Here is a 19,398-nt window from a genome sequence, read left to right as displayed (position 1 = left end):
TTTTGGATAAAGAAAGGATTTATATGCTGTCTCAGAAAAAGGTATTGGTAGTAGAGGACAATCAGATAAACCGGCAGTTGCTTTGCCAGATTTTAAATTCTGATTATGATGTTCTGGAAGCGGAAAACGGAAAAGAGGCATTGGAGGTATTAAAGCAGTATGGGGAAGGGATCTCACTGATACTGCTGGATATTGTCATGCCTGTTATGGATGGGTATACATTTCTGTCTCTGATGAAAGCGGACAAAGCATACTCATCGATTCCTGTCATTGTCACAACGCAGAATGATGCGGAGTCCGATGAGCTGGCGGCCTTGTCCCACGGGGCGTCAGATTTTGTAGCCAAACCTTACAGGCCCCAGATCATCCTGCACCGGGTGGCAAGTATTATCAACCTGCGGGAGACGGCTGCCGTGGTAAACCAAGTGAAGTTTGACCGTTTGACAGGCCTGTACAGCAAAGAGTTTTTCTATCAGCTCATCCGGGATGCCCTCATGCGGAACCCAACGGGGCGGTACGATATCATTTGTTCTGATATCGAGAATTTTAAGCTCGTCAATGATGTATTCGGAATACCTGCGGGAGATCGGCTTCTCCAGGACATCGCACAGATGTATGAGAGAGAGATCAATGGAAGAGGGATCTGCGGAAGGCTGAATTCAGACCAGTTTGTATGCATGACTGAACATAGGCGGAATTATAAAAGTGAGATATTCCAGGAAGCAAACGAGAGAGTTAATCAAATGATGGAAGCTGGAAGTATTGCAATGAAATGGGGGATTTATACGGTGGAAGACCGGGAGTTGTCTGCGGAACAGATGTGTGACCGGGCACTTTTGGCTGCGCGCAGCATCAAAGGACAGTATGGAAAATATTTTGCCTTTTATGATGACAAATTGAGAAGCAGGCTGCTGCATGACCAGGCTATCACTGACGGCATGGAGCAGGCCTTGGCTGAAAACCAGTTCCAGGTCTATCTGCAGCCAAAGTACCGGATCGTGGACGGCAGCCTGGCAGGAGCTGAGGCACTGGTCCGATGGGAGCACCCTGAGTGGGGACTACAGTCACCGGCAAATTTTATCCCTCTGTTTGAGAGCAATGGGTTTATCACAAAGATGGACCAGTACGTCTGGGAAAAGACATGTGAGATGCTCAGAGAGTGGGAGGATAAGGGGTATTCAGCGATCCCGGTATCAGTCAATGTATCCAGAGCGGACATTTATAATGCCGATCTTTCCGATATTTTGTGCAGGATTGTAAAGAAATACGGACTTGACCCCTCCAGGCTGCATCTGGAGATCACCGAAAGTGCCTACACAGAGACGCCTGCCCAGATCATTGAAACGGTTTCCCATCTGAGGGAGCTGGGTTTTGTTATCGAAATGGACGATTTCGGAAGCGGCTATTCATCACTGAACATGCTGAATAATATGCCTATTGACATCCTTAAACTGGATATGAAGTTTATCCAGAGTGAGACGGCAAAACCTGTCAGTCAGGGAATCCTTAAGTTTATCATCAGCCTGGCCCGGTGGATGCATCTCAGCGTAGTGGCGGAAGGAGTGGAGACAAAGGAACAGCTGGAACGTCTGAAGGAAATAGGCTGTGACTATGTACAGGGATATTATTTTGCAAAACCAATGCCGTCTATGGAGTTTGACCAATTGCTGGCAGAGAACACAGTAAGCTCGCTGTTCAATGTGGAACGAGAAACAGTTAGGCCGGATGAGGAAAAGGAGATTCTTTTGGTAGCGGAAGAAGATCTCTCCTTACGGGAAGAGATCAAGAAGGAATTAGGGGAGGAGTACCAGATCATCGAGCCTGTGGGCAGAAAAAGTCTTTTGGAAACAGTGAGGGGCCGTGAAAATGATGTGGCTGCCATCTTATTAAGCCTGACTTGGATGGGACCAGATACTTATCTTCTGCTGAAACAGCTGAAGGAGGACAGGGGGTGCAGGAATATACCGGTCATTGCCACTGCAAATCCCGATGCCAAGACAGAGGAACGGGCACTCCGAGCGGGAGCGGATGATTTTATAGGACGGCCGTTTTTAAAAGAGAGCTTGGTAAAGAGAATATGCCGGGCATCTGAGATTAATGCTTACCATTTGCGTGAACAGGTTTTGCAGGATGAAGAATTCCAAGATTATCAGACAGGACTGTTGAACCGGAAAGGGCTGAAGGCAGCTGTGAAGTCCCTCAGGGAAGAAGACATGCCGCTGGCTGTTTATTTATTCAGTTTGGATGAACCCGGACATAGCAGTGGTATAGGAGACAATCAGGTTTATGAGTTAGGCACGGTTTTGCGCACTCACACGAGAAGAAGTGATATTTTGGCTAGGTTCAGCGGAAATGAATTCTTGGCAGTTATGAAGCAGGCAGGATCAGGAGAGTTTATCATCCAAAAAGGGGAAGAAATCTGCAAAGCTGTCAAAGGGGTCTGGGGCGGAGAGAGAAATATCATCTGTTCAGCCGGCGCAGCCCTCCTGGAAGATGGAGATACGATAGCCAAAGCCATAGAACGGGCCGATCAGGTTCTAAGCTGTACAAAAGCAGAAGGTAAGGGCGGCTGCCGCCTATGGAGGGAAGAGATATATGGGCGAACAAATGAATGCGATTGACACTGTCCGGGAGTTTTGCAGCTGCTGGTTTGAGTTGCGTGATGCGGAAAAAACCGCCGGATATCTATCGGAGGATATCAGTTTTATCGGTACGGGGGAAAAGGAGTATGCCTGCGGAAAAGAGGAGATGGTCCGATACCTGCATCAGGATATTGGAGAGATCCCGGAGCCCTTTGACATAGAGTGTCATGTGATCTATGAGCAGGCTCTGGATGAGCAGGTAAGGATGGTGTTTGAAGAGATCATCCTCAGGAATTCTGTATATGCCTGGAGAGTCCGGGGAATCTTTAATCTGACAAAGACCGGGGAGCGCTGGTCAATATCCAGTCTCCATTTTTCTGAATCGGCAGTAAGCCAGGGAGAAGAAGAACATTATCCAAGGACCTTGGTGGTGGAGAATATCACAGGACAGCGCCAGAAGATCCTGAATGATTCATTGGCTGGAGGGATGATTGGAGGATATCTGGAAAAGGGCTTCCCATTCTATTTTATTAACAGAAGGATGCTGCAGTATTTAGGTTATGAAAGCGAAGAAGAATTTGTTTTAGATATCCATGGACTGCTTCCCAACAGTATCCACCAGGATGACCGCATGGAGGCTTTAGCCAGCGCAAAACGCCAGATGGAAGAAAGCGGCGAATATACCCTGGAGTACCGGATGCGCAGAAAGGATGGTTCCTATATATGGGTCCATGATGTTGCCCACAAGGTGGAGGCTGAAGATGGGCGGCCTGCCATCATCTCTGTGTGTATTGATATCACAGAACAGAAGAAGGCCCAGAATGAAATTCTGCATATTTATAATAACATCCCCGGAGCTGTATTTCGATGCCGGTTTGATGAACAATTTTCGGTTATAGCTGCCAATGACGGACTTTACGATTTCCTGGGGTATACAAGGGAAGAGTTTGCGGCTTTGGGAAACCACATGGCAGCGGTGATCTATCCGGATGATCTGGTCATCATGGCGGACAGGCTGAAGGCCCAGCTCAAACAGGGAAATACAATCCGCAATGAAAACAGACTGATCCGTAAAGACGGCAAAATTAAATGGATCTCTATTCAGGCCCAACTGTTTACAGAGGAGGACGGAGAACAATATTTTTACTGTGTATTTGTGGACATCACGGAAGAAAAGCTTCTCCAGGAGCGGGTCAAAGAGCTCTATGAAAATGAACTGGCTTATTTTGCTGAGTTGTCATCGGATGGAAGAAGCATCCAGGGACGGATGAATGTGACTCAAGATATGGTGGAAAACTATGTGGCTGCCCCGGAGGTGGCGGTGACAGGTGTCGGAAAAAGCTATCAGTATACAGTGCAGAAACTGGTGGAGTCAGCAGCTGACCCTGCATACGGTAAAAAAATCGGGGAGGCTCTGGCCCGGGAAAAGGTTATCAGGGATTTTGCTGCTGGAAAGGTTGACTATAAATTCGATTACCTGAGAAAACGCAAAGATGGAAGCGCCTTTTGGAGCAATACAAACTTCAGATCCTATTTAAATCCGGAGACGGGAGACATTATTGTATTTTTCTATACCTACGATGAGACGGAACAAAAGATGCAGAAAAAACTGCTCTATAAGATCACAGACTTGGATTATGATATGATCGTAGATATTGACATTGTCCACGATGCCCACCGGTTGTTTACCTTGAACTCAAAAGTTATGAATACAATTCCGATTCAGGGTAAATTCCAGAAGGAAATCCGTAAGATGGCTGATCGGTTCATGGATGAGGAAACCAGAAGGACGTATCTGGAAAACTTAAATTATGGTTATATGATCAAGATGCTTTCAGAAAATGAATCCTATTCATTTATGGTGCAGATGAAGGACCCGAACGGAATTCTTCAGGTGAAGAGATGCGAGGTATTTTACATTGACAAGGAACTTGGGCGGGTATGTCTGGCCAGGACGGACGTGACAGACATTGTCAGGCAGGAGCAGAGGCAGAAACAAGAGCTGGCTGCGGCACTGGCTGGAGCGGAGCAGGCAAATGCGGCCAAATCAGACTTTTTATCCCGGATGAGCCATGAGATCCGTACACCTATGAATGCCATTATCGGCATGTGCACCATAGCAGCCCAGTCCATTGGGAATGATGCCAAAGTGGAAGACTGTATCTCCAAGATCGGTATCTCCTCCAGATACCTTCTGGCATTGATCAATGATATTCTGGATATGAGCCGGATTGAGAGTGGAAAAATGCTGCTGAAAAATGAAAAAATCCCCATGGAAGAGTTCCTCAATGGGATCAATTCTATCTGCTATGCACAGGCAGAAGCAAAGGGTGTTGATTATGAATGTATCGTAGATCCGGTAATCGATGATTTTTATATCGGTGATGCTATGAAGCTGCAGCAGGTGTTGATCAATATTATTGGAAATGCAGTGAAGTTTACAGAGGAGGGCGGTAAGATCACCTTCTCCACCCGCCGCTTTAAAAAGGCCAAAAATGATGTGACTCTGCGTTTTATCATAAACGACACCGGAGTGGGCATGAGTGATGATTTCCTGCCACATTTATTTGAAACCTTCTCCCAGGAAAGCAGCGGGATTACGTCAGTTTACGGCGGAACCGGACTTGGACTGCCGATTTCCAAAAGCATTGTGGATATGATGGATGGAAGGATTACGGTTCGTTCTATCAAAGGCGTGGGATCAGAATTCACAGTGGATGTGAAACTGGGCATCACAGAGGAAGAAAAGCTCCGTCACAATCAAAAACAGCACCATTATAATTTCTCCCATCTCAGTACCCTGGTGGTGGATGATGACGTGGCAGTGTGTGAGAGTGCCATTGTGACCCTGAAGGAGATGGGCATCAAGGCAGAATGGGTGGACAGCGGGCGCAAGGCAGTGGAGCGGGTGAAGTTTTTATGGGGAAGCGGGAAATATTTTGATATGATACTGATCGACTGGAAGATGCCGGAGATGGACGGGATCGAGACAGCCCGGCGCATCCGGAGCATTGTGGGGCCGGAAGTAACGATCATTATCATGACTGCTTATGACTGGACCTCCATCGAACATGAGGCAAAACTGGCAGGGGTGAACCTGCTGATGAGCAAGCCGATGTTTAAGGCTTCCTTAGTCTCAGCCTTTACGAAGGTGTTCTGCCAGAAAGAGGAAGAGAAGGAGCAGAAAGAGGAAGCAGACTTTGACTTTACCGGAAAAAGAGTGCTTCTTGTGGAAGACAATGCCTTAAATACCGAGATCGCAAAAATGCTGCTGGAGGGAAAGGGCTTTCTCGTGGAGACAGCGGAAAACGGACTGCGCGCCATGGAGATGTTTAGCAAATCAGAGAAGGGCTACTACGATGCTATCCTCATGGACATCCGGATGCCGATCATGGACGGGCTGACGGCTACTACCAATATCAGAAACTTAAGCAACGCAGATGCTGAAAATATTCCGATCATAGCCATGACAGCAAACGCTTTTGATGATGATGTGGAAAAAAGCAAAGCTGCTGGGATGAACGCCCATTTGGCTAAGCCAATCGAACCGGAACATCTGTATCGGACACTGTATGATTTTATCTATGAAATAGTGGAGTAAAAATTAACCCAGAGACGGTTATAATCGTAAGAATGCGTACATTAGTTTAAGACCTAATGTACGCATTCTTTTATAATGCCATGTTCGATTGAAATTACCTTAGTCTCTTTCTTAAGATTAGAATGAAGACTGCGGAAGCCAGCAGCACAGGCTGCCATAACCCAGGATTCTTAGTGTCACCTGCCTTCACCGGTTTTGAATGTCTGCCTGCCCCAGTGTTTTGGTGTTCGTTGTTTATTGTCTTGGTTTTTCCTTTCTGAGACCATTTTGCATAGAGGGTAAAGGAATCCTGCACCTTCGTTGTAAAATCGTATGCTTCCTTACCTTCTTTATCTAAGTACCAGCCTATAAATGTAGATCCTTTTTTAACTGGATTTTTAGGCTTTGTGATGGAGGTTCCGTACTTGACAGTTTGTGGGGACACTTTTGTTCCTCCGTTGCTGTCAAATGTAATCTCAACATTTTCCGAGGTGAGAACCGCATAAGTGGAGAAACTCTTTGCATAGAATTCAATACTTCCATTTTTACGGTTTACTTTTTCAGCCGTAAGGACCTCTGCCCTCCTATTATGGACATGGGCAATTCTCACAGCTTTTTCCTGGATCCATGAAGGCTCTACATGGAGTTGAAACAGCAGAGGAGTTTCCAGCATGGAAAGGTTTATATTTTCTATCTGCAGGACCGTTCCGTCCGGCGATTCAACACGGATAGAGATTGCCACAGAAAGATCAAAATACGCAGCGGCCTGTTCATCTGCCCGCATGACGGAGGCAAATTCATGCCGTTCATCTTCAGAAGCCTGTTCTTTTCTTTCTGCCTGCAGGGAAAGGACGGTAATGACGGAATCATCTTTTCCAGCTGAATCCAACAGAGTTTTAATCTTTTTTGCGTCTCCGGAACTCATTCCCGCAGGTACTTTTCCTGCAGCTATTTCATTTATTATGTTTCTGGCCTGCCGGGCTGATTCAGTGACCGTCGCGTCTGAGACGGATACACCTGTACCGTCCGGAGATAATTCAGGCACCTCTATCTGGATATTTGGATCAGAGGCAAGAGGTATCAGGTTCCATTTGGCCGTATAAACCGTTGTGCCTGCAGGGAATTTCTCGGGCAGCAGTATCGCTTTCCTGCCTTTTTGGTCAAACCATCCGGCAAAACTGTAACCTTTGCGGGCAGAAACCACTGGCATGGTCCTGTCATGGATGACTTCATCTGTTCTTCCGATCTTATCAGGGATTGTGAAATCATCTGTTTTTGTTTTAAATACGATCCTGGATTCTTTTGGGGAATAAACAGCTGTGTATGTTTTATCTCCTTCAGAATGTCCAGCAACCGTTACTTCTTTTTGAGGGGAACTGATGCCGCTTCCTGTCCATCCAACAAAATCGTACCCTTCCTTTTGTGGATTTACCAGAGTAAAGGCACTGTCAAAATACGTGTACCCGATGGGATTCTTCTTGCCTCCAGGCAGTTTTCCGCCGGCGTAATCATAGGTCAGTGAATAAGTACGCGGAACAACTCTATAGAGGTTGTCCTGATCTTTTTCCTTTTGGCACTCAAAATGATTTGCGCAGTAGGCGTCTGAGAGAATGCTTGAAAAACGGCCGCCGGAGATAGCCATCGCATCATTTCCGGCAAGGTTGTCAAAAATGACTGCAGCTTTCTGGGTCCCGGAAATGACCCTTAAGTCTTTGTCTTCTGCCTGGTAAATCTGTATTGTTTTTATCAATGTTTCCTGGCTGTTGACGCTGTATTCACGGATGGCTGTATGCTTAAGACTTTTTAGAATACCGCCTGTAATGGATACATCCAAACTCTTCGCGGCGCCATACTCGCCTCCTCTGGATAAAACAGACAGAGCAGCACCGTCTAAAACTGAACCAGTACCCGGGTCAGCAGCAGATATGGTGTCAGCTGTTGCGGTGATCATACCGCCGGTGACAGACAGACTGCCTGCTCCGCAGAACTGGATCCCATTTTTACCTTCTATGGTTCCTCCGTTGACAGTCAGGTAACCGTCCTGCGGTTGATAAATTGCTGTCCCACTATTGCCCAACGCCTTGACTGTCCCTCCGTTGACTGTGACACTGGTCGCGTCACTAGTACCGTTTCCGGCAATTCCAAAAGAACCGCCCTCTACCAGACCACCGTTGATCACAAGTTCTGGCCGCCTGTCATCTTTCGTATCACTGATGATATTGATTCCGGATGTGGTGCCTTTGACTGAGGTATTCTGCCCACGGACTGTAACCTGCGGCACAGACCCCTCAGTCGGAGTGGCGTTCTTTTCGATTCTGATACCTGCACCGGAGATATCAGCCGCCGGGCGGGCTTCCAGCTTTACATTGTCCAGGATTACATTTCCGCAGCTTCGAATATAAAGCGGCATGCATATACTCATGGAGTCATAGTCGCTGCTACAGCTGCTGTAAATTGCTCCATCCCTGATGGTTACGGTGATACCGGCTGTATTGTATTTATTGACAAGAATCGTATAATTTTTTAAGCCGTCTATACTATGTCCATTCAAATTTAGAGTGATGGATTTATCAATCGTATAATATCCCACTGCGGCCGGAATATCTTTTAATACAATGATCTCCTCACCATCCGAAGCTTTGCTCAGTGCGGTACGAAGATTAGTATAGAACAGTTCATTTCCGTCACGGATGATTTTAGCTACATTGTTGTCCTCATCTGCGTATGGAGACGGAGCTTTGGCAGCACGGGAAACGGCTGCAGTGGTTTTGTCCGGTGTCTTGTTTTCTTTTGCAGGTTTTGCAGTCTTTTGAAGATCTGAGTTGGTCCCGGCTGTGCTGGTCTGTTCTTCTGTCTTGGGCTCCTCGGTCTCTTTAACAGTACTGGCCGGCAGTTCTGTTGAAACTGCCGATTTTGTTTGATTATCTGGCTCTTCTGCATTTTTTGCATATAGCACAAAACCATTCATGGACAATGCTATAGTAAATAATAGAACCAGCAAACGTTTTCTAAAGTGCTTGTTTTTTGTCATTTTCTACCCCCTTTATCCTAACCCCTTTTATATAGAAAAAACCAAAACAAAATATAGTTAATTTTAGTTTATACTTCCAGTTCATGTACTGTCAAGTACTATCGGAAAACCCCATTTTACTTGACTCAGCAGGTACTGAAAGATAGAATAAAATTATAAAGAAATTTGTCATACAGAGAGGGGATGTGCGCTGATGAAAAAGATTTTAGATGAATCGCTGGTCTACGAAATTCTCTCTGTAGTGGAAGAAATTCCGGAGGGAAATGTCGCCACCTATGGACAGATCGCAAGGCTGATCGGCAGAGACAAAAACTCCAGATTAGTCGGCACAGTACTGCGCAGGGCCGGTCTCTACGGAGAATATCCGTGCCATCGGGTTGTCAATCACGCTGGCCGGATTGTCCCCGGATGGACGGAACAAAGGTATTTATTAGAGCAAGAGGGAGTTTCCATGAAAAACGACACCCATGTTGATCTGAAGCGGTTTCAATGGGATTGTTAAAGGGATAAAAAGGAGAAGGATCATGATTTATACGGTACATTATGACTCTCCGGCAGGACGGATCCTGCTGGCGGCAAAGGAAGATGCATTAGCCGGGCTATGGATCGAACGCCAAAAATATTTTCTCGGATCTGTGAAGGAAGAGAAGAAGGAGCAGGAGGATCATCCTGTTTTAGTGCAGGCTAAGGCGTGGCTGGACCGGTATTTCGCGGGGGAAAAGCCTGAGATTACAGAGCTAAAGCTTTCACCTGAGGGGAGTGAATTTCGTCAGGCAGTATGGGAGATTCTCTGTCAGATCCCGTATGGAGAAGTGACAACCTACGGAGAAATATCCAAAGAGATTGCCTTAAAATTTGGAAGAAAGCAGATGTCAGCGCAGGCTGTGGGCGGCGCAGTCAGCCATAATCCCATCTCCATCATTATTCCCTGCCACAGGGTGGTGGGTTTCAACGGGAGCCTGACCGGTTACGCAGGAGGAATCGATAAAAAGATACAGCTGCTCACCCATGAAGGGGCAGATATGGAGCGGCTGTATGTACCAAAAAAGAGAACAGCGAAATAATCGAAAGAGGGAATAGCCAAGGACTATTCTCTTTTCTTTTTATTAGAGATATGGTTGCATTCCCGGAAGGATTCTGCTAAAATGGAAGGAACATATGTTCTTGGCGCTGGAGATAAAAAGTACGGATCCAAATAAATTACCAATAATGTGAACATACTAATCAGTCTTTTCTTGTGTTATACTAGGTCAATATATATGGAATTGTAAGAAACTGTTTTAAAGAAACGGATTTAGTTGAACATATCATTGCAAAGGAGGCTTTGAGCTATGGATCATTTTGAATTAGTATCTGAATTTGAACCCACCGGAGACCAGCCGGAGGCAATCAAACAGCTGGTCGGCGGGTTTAAGCAGGGCAACCAGTTTGAGACGCTTCTGGGTGTCACAGGTTCAGGCAAGACATTTACCATGGCAAATGTCATCAAAGAATTAAATAAACCAACCCTGATCATCGCACACAACAAAACGCTGGCTGCGCAGCTTTACAGTGAGTTCAAAGCGTTTTTTCCTCATAATGCAGTGGAATATTTTGTCAGTTATTATGATTATTACCAGCCGGAAGCCTATGTGCCCTCCACTGACACTTTTATCGAGAAGGACTCTTCAGTCAATGACGAGATCGATAAGATGAGGCACAGTGCCACAGCCGCCCTTATTGAGAGGAAGGACGTGATCGTAGTGTCCAGTGTGTCGTGTATCTACGGCATCGGTAACAAAGAAAGCTACACGGAGATGATGATCTCCCTGAGACCGGGCATGGAGAAGGACCGGGACCAGGTGATTGACGAGCTGATTAACATCCAATATGTCCGTAATGAGCTGGATTTCAAGAGGGGAACCTTCCGGGTAAAAGGCGATGTGCTTGAGATCCTTCCGGTATCCACCTTCGAGGAGGCTGTCCGGGTGGAATTCTTCGGGGATGAGATTGAACGTATTGTGGAGTTCGATGTGTTGACCGGGGAAGTTAAGAGAAGCATTAACTTTCTGGCCATTTTTCCGGCATCCCACTATGTAGTGCCGCAGGAACAGATCGAGCGTGCCATCGTAGACATTAAAAAGGAGATGGCAGAGAGGGTTAAGTATTTCCAGGAAAATGACCAGCTCATCGAAGCCCAGAGGATCGCCGAGAGGACCAACTTTGACATTGAGATGATGAGAGAGACTGGATTCTGCTCGGGCATTGAGAACTATTCCAGGCATCTCACCGGTGGAAAGCCGGGAGAACCGCCAAATACTCTCATCGATTTCTTTGGGGATGATTTTCTGATCATCGTGGACGAGTCCCACATTACGATACCGCAGATTGGCGGTATGTATTCTGGAGACCAGTCCAGGAAGTCCACATTGGTAGACTTCGGATTCCGGCTGCCGTCGGCAAAAGACAACCGCCCGCTGGAGTTCAGCGAGTTTGAGAGTAAGATTGACCAGATGATGTTTGTTTCTGCGACTCCGAGTAAGTACGAGGCCGGGCATGAGCTTCTGAGGGCAGAACAGATCATACGCCCTACCGGTCTTCTGGATCCACCGATTGATGTGCGCCCGGTGAAGGGGCAGATCGATGACCTTCTGTCTGAGGTCCATAAGGAGACAGAACAGGGGCATAAGGTTCTCGTGACAACCCTCACGAAGAGGATGGCGGAGGAGCTGACTGATTACATGAGGGAAGTAGGAATCCGCGTAAAGTACCTGCATTCAGACATTGATACTCTGGAGCGGACAGAGATTGTCAGAGATCTGAGGATGGATGTGTTTGACGTGTTGGTGGGAATCAACCTGCTGAGAGAAGGTCTGGATATTCCGGAGATTACGCTGGTTGCCATCCTGGACGCAGATAAGGAAGGATTTTTAAGATCAGAGACATCCCTGGTACAGACGGTCGGCCGTGCGGCCAGAAACAGTGAAGGACATGTTATCATGTATGCGGACAATATAACTGATTCCATGGAGGCTGCCATCAGTGAGACCAACCGGAGAAGGGCTATCCAGGATCAGTATAATAAGGAGCATGGCATCACACCGCAGACGATCAAGAAAGATGTCCGTGACCTGATCAAGATTTCTGATGAGGAGGAAGCGGTACAGTCCAACGAAAAAGACGTTGAGTCCATGAATAAGAAAGAACTTAAAGAAAACATTGAACGGCTCACCAAGAAGATGAACAAAGCGGCGGCAGAGCTGAACTTTGAAGAGGCTGCAGCACTTCGCGATGAACTGAAGGAATATAAGATTGCTTACAGAGATTATGATAAGTAAGGAGATACTATGAAGAAGGATGTTATCCGAATCAAAGGGGCGAAAGAGCACAATCTAAAGAATGTAGATTTAGAAATACCAAGGAATGAGTTTGTTGTCCTGACCGGACTGAGCGGCTCAGGGAAGTCCTCTTTGGCATTCGACACGATTTACGCGGAGGGACAGAGGCGGTATATGGAGTCTCTTTCCTCCTATGCAAGGCAGTTCCTTGGGCAGATGGAAAAACCTGATGTTGACAGCATTGAAGGGCTGTCCCCTGCGATTTCCATTGACCAGAAGTCGACAAACCGAAATCCCAGATCCACAGTTGGAACCGTGACGGAGATCTACGATTACTTCCGTCTGCTGTACGCCAGGATCGGTATCCCGCACTGTCCTAAGTGCGGAAAACCGATCAGCAAGCAGACCGTGGATCAGATGGTTGACCGGATCATGGAGATGGAAGAGGGGACAAAGTTTCAGCTTCTGGCACCGATTGTCCGGGGACGGAAGGGCAGGCACGAGAAGATCTTCTCCAATGCCAAGAGAAGCGGCTATGTCCGTGTGAGAGTGGATGGAAATATCTATGACCTGGAGGAAGAGATCACACTGGACAAGAATAAGAAGCATAATATAGAGATTGTTGTGGACCGCCTGGTTGTCAAGAAGGGGATTGATAAGAGACTTTCTGATTCTATCGAGACAACGTTAGACCTGGCGGACGGTCTGATGACCGTGGATATCATCGGCGGAGAGCCGATGAACTTCAGCCAGAGCTTTTCCTGCCCGGACTGTGATATCAGCATCGATGAGATTGAACCGAGGAGTTTTTCTTTCAACAATCCGTTCGGGGCGTGCCCGGTCTGTCATGGACTTGGGTATAAGATGGAATTTGACGTGGATCTGATGATCCCGGACCAGAAACTGAGTATTGCCGAAGGAGCCATCCAGGTGATGGGATGGCAGTCCTGTACGGATAAAAAAAGTTATACCAGAGCTATTCTGGACGCCCTTGCCAAAGAGTTTAAGTTTGACCTGAACACACCGTTTAAGGATTATCCAAAGAAGATCAAGGATATTCTTCTCTATGGAACCAACGGAAAAGAAGTCAAGGTTTACTATACCGGACAGAGGGGGCAGGGTGTTTATGATGTAGCTTTTGAAGGACTGATCAGGAACGTGGGCCGCAGGTATAGAGAATCCTCTGAGTCTATGAAGGCCGAATATGAAAACTACATGACGGTGACGCCGTGTGAAGAATGCCATGGACAGAGACTGAAAGCGGAGTCTCTGGCAGTTACCGTAGCAGGGAAAAATATTGCCGAGATGTGTGAGATGTCTGTGGGAGAGATCTTAACCTTCCTGGATGAGATGGAACTGACGGAACGGCAGCAGTTTATCGGAAGCCAGATCCTCAAGGAGATTAAGGCCAGAGTTGGCTTTCTTAATAATGTAGGACTGGAATACCTGACACTTTCCAGAGCCACAGGTACACTGTCTGGAGGAGAGGCCCAGAGAATCCGTCTGGCAACACAGATCGGCTCAGGTCTAGTGGGAGTAGCATATATTCTGGATGAGCCAAGCATCGGACTCCATCAGAGAGACAACGATAAGCTCATCAATACCTTAAAGAACCTAAAAGATCTGGGGAATACCCTGCTGGTGGTAGAGCACGACGAGGATACGATGCTGGCGGCAGACCACATTGTGGATGTGGGACCCGGAGCTGGGGAAAACGGTGGAGAGATCATAGCCCAGGGTACCGCCCAGCAGATCATGAAGAACAAAAAATCTGTCACAGGCGCATATCTAAGCGGAAGGATTAAGATTCCGGTTCCAAAAGAACGCAGAAAGCCGGCAGGCTGGATGAAGGTGATTGGAGCCAGGGAGAATAACCTAAAGAACATTGATGTGGATATCCCTCTCGGGGTATTCACCTGTGTGACCGGCGTGTCCGGCTCAGGAAAGAGTTCTCTGATCAACCAGATCGTATACAAAAGGCTGGCGAAGGAGTTAAACCGTGCCAAGATAAAAGCGGGAAAGCATACCGACATAGAAGGGTTTGACCAGCTGGACAAGATTATTGACATTGATCAGTCTCCGATCGGGCGGACACCAAGGTCCAATCCGGCAACTTATACGGGTGTCTTTGACCAGATTCGGGATTTGTTTGCTATGACAAAGGACGCAAGAAGCCGTGGATACAATAAAGGGAGATTCAGCTTTAATAAAAAGGGCGGAAGGTGTGAGGCATGTGCCGGAGACGGTATCATTAAGATCGAGATGCATTTCCTTCCGGACGTGTATGTTCCATGTGAGGTATGCCAGGGAAAAAGGTATAACAGGGAGACACTGGAAGTCCTTTATAAAGGCAAGAGTATTTATGATGTTCTGGATATGACGGTTGAGGAAGCGTGTGAGTTTTTTGCCAGCATTCCGAGCATCAGCCGGAAGATGGAGACTCTCAGGGATGTGGGGCTTTCTTACATCCGTCTCGGGCAGCCGTCAACCCAGCTTTCTGGGGGAGAAGCACAGAGGATCAAATTGGCAACGGAGCTGAGCAAAAGAAGTACAGGAAAAACCATCTATATATTAGATGAGCCTACCACTGGACTTCATTTTGCCGATGTGCACAAGCTTGTAGATATTCTGGGTAAGCTCACGGAAGGCGGTAATACGGTGATTGTGATCGAGCATAACCTGGAAGTCATTAAAACAGCAGATTATATTATTGATATCGGCCCTGAAGGCGGCAATAAAGGAGGAACAGTTGTAGCTCAGGGAACCCCAGAAGAAATATGTAAGGTGGAACAGTCGTATACAGGAAAATACCTGAATAAATATCTAAGATCATAAAGAACTGCCGGACATGCATTGCATGCCGGCAGTTTTTTGTACGGCGTATCAGCTTTTGCTAATCTTCCATTTGTTTTCCAAGGAAAGAAGCTCCGATTTTTGCGATGGTCAAATCCTGATCGGTTATTTTAGAATCATTGGAAAGAATACAGACAAGGCCGATGGCGTCCCCTTCAGCGATGATGGTGGCCGCCGCCTGGCTTATAAATTCATCTGGGAAATCTGAGATGATCGGCACAAACTTCTGATCTCCTTTGTTTGCGCTGAATTGTCCGCGGTCAATGATGATCTGTTCTGCCTGTTCGTGCAAAAGTTTTCCGGACAATTTCTTGCCGTTTGGTCCTGCGGCAGCGATGACAGAATCCTGATCGCAGATGCAGATCGTGTGAGGAAGGGTGGCAGCTATGGACTCAGCATATTGTTTTGCCACCTGCCCCATCTCTCCGATTGGAGAATATTTTTTTAGTATGATGCTTCCGTCATGCTCTGTAAATATCTCCAAAGGATCGCTTTCTCTGATATGCATTGTCTTTCGGATCTCTTTTGGAATCACGATCCTTCCCAAGTCATCGATACGTCGTACTATTCCTGTTGCTCTCATGTGTTTACGTCTCCTCTCACATACATATATTTTCCCATGTGGATATTGTTTGCATCGAGAGAAAAAATATACCAAAACTCTTTTCACTATGATATAATTAAAAACTAGAGCAAGTCCAAAACAAAGGATTTTATTATCCTGAAGATGAAGGAGCAGAGCAATGATATTAAAAATTAAGTTATCGGTAAAAGATTTATTTCGATTTTCTATGATTCATTCATACCAGGGACAGACAGGGATTTTTACTGCCTTTTGTATTTTGGTTGGAATTATGATGATATTCCGGGGCATCGCTCAGAGCAGTGCTTATTACGGATTTATGGGTGTTTTGATCATGGTACTTTTTGTACTTGTGACACCGCTTACATTATATATGAAGGCAAAGAAGCAGGCGGCAACAAACCCTATGTATAAGACAGAGTCTGTTTATGACATGCAGGATGACGGGATCCATGTGACCATCGATGACCAGAACGGAAATATTCCGTGGGATCAGATTGTCAAGATCAGATATAACCGGGGTATGTATATTTTATATACAGGAAAGCAGAGCGCTTTTATTTTCACCGATGAGGCTCTCGGCAGCAGAAAAGACGAGATCATGAATTATATTTACCAGCATGTACCGGCCAGCACAAAACTTCCTAAGAATGCAAAAAGGGCTTAGTGCGATGGAGAGTTTCAGCAGCAGGGATACATTTCAGGCAGGCTTTTTGCTTGCACAGCAGGCAGGCCCTGGAGACGTTTACTGTCTGGAGGGAGACTTGGGAGTCGGCAAAACCGTATTCACCCAGGGTTTCGCAAAGGGCCTGGGAATCGAGGAGCCTGTGCAGAGCCCCACATTCACCATCGTGCAGGAGTATGAGGACGGACGGCTCCCTTTCTACCATTTTGATGTGTACCGTATCGGTGATGTGGAGGAGATGGATGAAATAGGATATGAACATTATATTTACGGGCAGGGAGTATCTTTGATCGAGTGGGCCAATCTCATTCAGGAGATCCTTCCTGATCATTATACAAAGATTACGATTTCTAAAAACCTGGAACGTGGGTTTGATTACCGGGAGATCAAGATTGAGGAGATATAGATGAAGATTTTAGCATTGGATAGTTCGGGTCTTGTGGCATCGGCTGCTTACCTTGTGGACGGCGCGATGATTGCTGAGTATACGGTCAACGACAAATTGACCCATTCACAGACGCTGCTCCCTATGCTGGATGTCATAAGAGGACAGGTAGGAATTGAGCTGACTGAACTGGATGCCATCGCGGCTGCCATGGGACCGGGATCCTTTACAGGATTGAGGATTGGAGCAGCTACAGTCAAGGGGCTGGGGCTGGCTCTTGACAAACCAGTCATACCGGTGCCGTCTGTGGACGGGCTGGCATATCAGCTATACGGAGCACAGGGCATCATCTGTCCTGTTATGGATGCCAGGAGAAATCAGGTTTATACTGGATTCTACAGGTTTGAACACGGACAGTTCAGAGTCATGAAAGAGCAGTGTGCCCAAAGTATCAGCGATACTTTGGATCAGTTGAAGGAATACAAGGAAACTGTGACGTTTCTTGGGGATGGAGTTCCAGTCCATAAGGAAGTCATATCAGAGCATATGGGAGAACACGCACTGTTTGCCCCTGGGTTTGCGGCAAGGCAGAGAGCGGGTGCAGTAGGAGCTCTGGCCGAATTATATTATCAGCAGGGGAAAGCAGTTTCTGCTGATGACTTTGAACCTGAATATTTACGGAAATCCCAGGCAGAAAGGGAAAGAGAAGAACGACTGAGAAATGAAAAAACCAATATTTGAGGTAAGAGAAAAAGATCTGCCGATGATCGCGGAGTTGGAGAAGCAGTGTTTTTCTGATCCATGGTCACTTCGTGTGATCGAAGATGCCTTCAAAAACAATGACTATTTTATTTATGTATGGCGTGACATGAAACGCGTCAGCGGTTATGTCATAGGCAGAATAGCAGCGGACGAAGGTGAACTGTTGAGAGTAGGCGTGCTTCCGTTCATCCGTAATTTCGGGATTGGTGCACGGCTGGTATGTGTCCTTCAGGAAGAACTTGCAAAAAGACGGGTGTCTGCGGTTTATCTTGAGGTGAGGGAATCCAACATCCAGGCCATCCATATGTATAAAAAGAGAGGATTTATCGTCCAGGGACGAAGGCCCAAATATTACCGAAATCCAATGGAAGACGCTGTTTTAATGCGTTGGGACGTACCGGCCCAATCATTACCAGTAGTATCCGAAGAAGAACCTTCTTATAATGAGACCCATAAGGAGGAGAATGAGATGATGTGCAACTTATGTGGTCGAACTATAAAAGAGAAGGAAGATTATTTTAAGGGAGAAAAGCAGTGGGGATATTTTTCGGACAAAGATCTGGAATGCCACGAATTTTTTCTTTGTGAACATTGTTATGACGAGCTGGTGAAGAAGTTTAAGATCCCAGTCTCAGTCAAGGAAAAAAGTGAAGTTTTGACTTAGAAAAAAGGATAAAAAATGTTAGATGTATGTTTATTAGGCACCGGAGGCATGATGCCTCTTCCATATCGGAAACTGACGGCATGTATGACACGGTTTAACGGACATGACGTGCTGATTGACTGCGGTGAGGGAACTCAGGTGGCCATCAAGGAACGGGGGTGGAGTGTAAAACCTCTGGATGCCATTTGTTTTACCCATTTTCACGCGGATCATATCAGCGGCCTGCCGGGCCTTCTGTTGACTCTCGGAAATGCGGAGAGGACGGAGCCCCTTTTGATCATTGGACCAAAAGGAGTAGAGCGGGTCGTTCAGTCATTGAGGATTATCGCCCCCGATCTTCCATTTGAAATTGAATTTCTCGAACTCTCCGGAAAAACCCAGGTGATCCCGATGGATGGATATCAGATTGAGGCATTCCGGGTTCAGCATAATATTGTATGCTACGGATATAATATTGTGATACCGAGGGCCGGAAAGTTTGACCCTGATAAGGCCAGACAAAATGAAATTCCGATGAAATACTGGAGCCGGCTGCAAAAGGGGGAGACCCTGGAGGCTGACGGCCGTGTGCTGACCAGCGATATGATCCTTGGGGAAGCCAGAAAAGGGATTAAGCTGACCTACTGTACGGACACCAGGCCTATCCCTGCCATAGCCGAGCATGCTAATGGAGCGGATCTGTTTATCTGTGAGGGTATGTACGGGGAAGAGGGAAAAGAGAAGAAGGCAAAAGAATATAAGCATATGACATTTTATGAAGCCGCAAGGCTTGCAAAACAGGCAGATGTGGGTCAGCTTTGGCTGACTCACTACAGCCCGTCTTTAGTGAGACCGGAAGAATTTATGGGGAAAGTCAGAGAGATCTTTCCAAGGACTAAGGCGGGGAAGGACGGGAAGACCATTACTTTAGATTTCAGTGAGGAATAAGGAGCGGACAATGGATAAGATTATTAAGA

General features: G+C 46.6%; 14 protein-coding genes (1 of these 14 cut by a window edge). 12 read left to right on the top strand and 2 right to left on the bottom strand.

Translation table 11 applies throughout. The features are described 5' to 3' along the window. The first annotated feature begins 23 nt into the window (after positions 1 to 23). Positions 24 to 2,621 carry an EAL domain-containing protein gene (locus AR1Y2_RS15630; RefSeq protein ID WP_137329796.1) on the top strand — a complete coding sequence of 866 codons (2,598 nt, stop codon included), beginning with the start codon at positions 24 to 26 and terminating at the stop codon, positions 2,619 to 2,621. After that, positions 2,596 to 6,183, top strand: coding sequence for a response regulator (locus tag AR1Y2_RS15625; RefSeq protein WP_137329795.1), 3,588 nt, complete (start codon positions 2,596 to 2,598; stop codon positions 6,181 to 6,183). The genes AR1Y2_RS15630 and AR1Y2_RS15625 overlap by 26 nt, the downstream gene beginning before the upstream one ends. Before the next feature lie 94 nt (positions 6,184 to 6,277). Here the strand turns inward: AR1Y2_RS15625 and AR1Y2_RS15620 are convergent, their stop codons facing one another. Beyond that, positions 6,278 to 9,193, bottom strand: a complete 2,916-nt coding sequence (locus tag AR1Y2_RS15620; protein ID WP_137329794.1) for an InlB B-repeat-containing protein — start codon at positions 9,191 to 9,193, stop codon at positions 6,278 to 6,280. A gap of 193 nt (positions 9,194 to 9,386) precedes the next feature. Between AR1Y2_RS15620 and AR1Y2_RS15615 the strand changes: the two genes are divergently transcribed. The 4 genes from AR1Y2_RS15615 to uvrA all read left to right on the top strand — a co-directional run bounded on the left by AR1Y2_RS15615 (position 9,387) and on the right by uvrA (position 15,345). Further along, entirely contained in the window at positions 9,387 to 9,695 is a 309-nt protein-coding gene (locus tag AR1Y2_RS15615) for an MGMT family protein (RefSeq protein ID WP_137329793.1), read from the top strand. A gap of 22 nt (positions 9,696 to 9,717) precedes the next feature. Beyond that, complete coding sequence (locus tag AR1Y2_RS15610; RefSeq protein WP_137329792.1) at positions 9,718 to 10,257, top strand: methylated-DNA--[protein]-cysteine S-methyltransferase; 540 nt, start codon at positions 9,718 to 9,720, stop codon at positions 10,255 to 10,257. A 267-nt stretch (positions 10,258 to 10,524) separates the two neighbouring features. After that, positions 10,525 to 12,510 carry an excinuclease ABC subunit UvrB gene (gene uvrB, locus AR1Y2_RS15605; RefSeq protein WP_137329791.1) on the top strand — a complete coding sequence of 662 codons (1,986 nt, stop codon included), beginning with the start codon at positions 10,525 to 10,527 and terminating at the stop codon, positions 12,508 to 12,510. 9 nt (positions 12,511 to 12,519) lie between these two features. Continuing rightward, the gene (gene uvrA, locus AR1Y2_RS15600) at positions 12,520 to 15,345 is read left to right on the top strand and encodes an excinuclease ABC subunit UvrA (RefSeq protein ID WP_137329790.1); all 2,826 of its coding nucleotides are present in this window, start codon (positions 12,520 to 12,522) and stop codon (positions 15,343 to 15,345) included. Positions 15,346 to 15,403: 58 nt separating this feature from the next. On the opposite strand, the gene AR1Y2_RS15595 is transcribed toward uvrA, so the two are convergent. After that, positions 15,404 to 15,946, bottom strand: a complete 543-nt coding sequence (locus tag AR1Y2_RS15595) for a stage V sporulation T C-terminal domain-containing protein (RefSeq protein ID WP_137329789.1) — start codon at positions 15,944 to 15,946, stop codon at positions 15,404 to 15,406. A 160-nt stretch (positions 15,947 to 16,106) separates the two neighbouring features. Here AR1Y2_RS15595 and AR1Y2_RS15590 point away from each other — a divergent pair, with 160 nt between their 5' ends. The 6 genes in view from AR1Y2_RS15590 to tsaD are tightly spaced (at most 15 nt apart) and all read left to right on the top strand, a layout consistent with a single transcriptional unit that may run on beyond the window. Further along, positions 16,107 to 16,613 (top strand): YcxB family protein, encoded by a 507-nt coding sequence (locus AR1Y2_RS15590; RefSeq protein ID WP_137329788.1) that lies wholly within the window; start codon positions 16,107 to 16,109, stop codon positions 16,611 to 16,613. 4 nt (positions 16,614 to 16,617) lie between these two features. Next, complete coding sequence (tsaE, locus tag AR1Y2_RS15585; protein WP_243118782.1) at positions 16,618 to 17,037, top strand: tRNA (adenosine(37)-N6)-threonylcarbamoyltransferase complex ATPase subunit type 1 TsaE; 420 nt, start codon at positions 16,618 to 16,620, stop codon at positions 17,035 to 17,037. Further along, a complete protein-coding gene (gene tsaB, locus AR1Y2_RS15580) occupies positions 17,038 to 17,757 on the top strand; it encodes a tRNA (adenosine(37)-N6)-threonylcarbamoyltransferase complex dimerization subunit type 1 TsaB (protein ID WP_137329787.1) in 720 nt (239 codons plus the stop codon). Continuing rightward, entirely contained in the window at positions 17,738 to 18,442 is a 705-nt protein-coding gene (gene rimI / locus AR1Y2_RS15575; protein ID WP_243118781.1) for a ribosomal protein S18-alanine N-acetyltransferase, read from the top strand. Before tsaB ends, rimI begins: the two co-directional genes overlap by 20 nt. Positions 18,443 to 18,457: 15 nt before the next feature. Beyond that, positions 18,458 to 19,369 carry a ribonuclease Z gene (locus AR1Y2_RS15570; RefSeq protein ID WP_137329786.1) on the top strand — a complete coding sequence of 304 codons (912 nt, stop codon included), beginning with the start codon at positions 18,458 to 18,460 and terminating at the stop codon, positions 19,367 to 19,369. 10 nt (positions 19,370 to 19,379) lie between these two features. Then, on the top strand, positions 19,380 to 19,398 hold the beginning of the coding sequence (gene tsaD, locus AR1Y2_RS15565; protein WP_137329785.1) for a tRNA (adenosine(37)-N6)-threonylcarbamoyltransferase complex transferase subunit TsaD. 1,004 nt of this gene lie beyond the right edge of the window; the window shows 19 of its 1,023 coding nt (coding positions 1–19); its start codon is at positions 19,380 to 19,382; the stop codon falls past the right edge of the window.

Source organism: Anaerostipes rhamnosivorans (assembly GCF_005280655.1).
GTDB classification, from domain to species: Bacteria; Bacillota; Clostridia; order Lachnospirales; family Lachnospiraceae; genus Anaerostipes; species Anaerostipes rhamnosivorans.
The sequence above is the reverse complement of the archived record's forward strand: the minus strand, read 5'-3'. Positions and strand labels throughout refer to the sequence as shown.

Excerpts from the sequence above, each read along its gene's own strand:
- AR1Y2_RS15630 (WP_137329796.1), top strand. The coding sequence starts at position 24 with ATGCTGTCTCAGAAAAAGGTATTGGTAGTAGAGGACAATCAGATAAAC.
- AR1Y2_RS15625 (WP_137329795.1), top strand. The coding sequence starts at position 2,596 with ATGGGCGAACAAATGAATGCGATTGACACTGTCCGGGAGTTTTGCAGC.
- AR1Y2_RS15620 (WP_137329794.1), bottom strand. The coding sequence starts at position 9,193 with ATGACAAAAAACAAGCACTTTAGAAAACGTTTGCTGGTTCTATTATTT.
- AR1Y2_RS15615 (WP_137329793.1), top strand. The coding sequence starts at position 9,387 with ATGAAAAAGATTTTAGATGAATCGCTGGTCTACGAAATTCTCTCTGTA.
- AR1Y2_RS15610 (WP_137329792.1), top strand. The coding sequence starts at position 9,718 with ATGATTTATACGGTACATTATGACTCTCCGGCAGGACGGATCCTGCTG.
- uvrB (WP_137329791.1), top strand. The coding sequence starts at position 10,525 with ATGGATCATTTTGAATTAGTATCTGAATTTGAACCCACCGGAGACCAG.
- uvrA (WP_137329790.1), top strand. The coding sequence starts at position 12,520 with ATGAAGAAGGATGTTATCCGAATCAAAGGGGCGAAAGAGCACAATCTA.
- AR1Y2_RS15595 (WP_137329789.1), bottom strand. The coding sequence starts at position 15,946 with ATGAGAGCAACAGGAATAGTACGACGTATCGATGACTTGGGAAGGATC.
- AR1Y2_RS15590 (WP_137329788.1), top strand. The coding sequence starts at position 16,107 with ATGATATTAAAAATTAAGTTATCGGTAAAAGATTTATTTCGATTTTCT.
- tsaE (WP_243118782.1), top strand. The coding sequence starts at position 16,618 with ATGGAGAGTTTCAGCAGCAGGGATACATTTCAGGCAGGCTTTTTGCTT.
- tsaB (WP_137329787.1), top strand. The coding sequence starts at position 17,038 with ATGAAGATTTTAGCATTGGATAGTTCGGGTCTTGTGGCATCGGCTGCT.
- rimI (WP_243118781.1), top strand. The coding sequence starts at position 17,738 with ATGAAAAAACCAATATTTGAGGTAAGAGAAAAAGATCTGCCGATGATC.
- AR1Y2_RS15570 (WP_137329786.1), top strand. The coding sequence starts at position 18,458 with ATGTTAGATGTATGTTTATTAGGCACCGGAGGCATGATGCCTCTTCCA.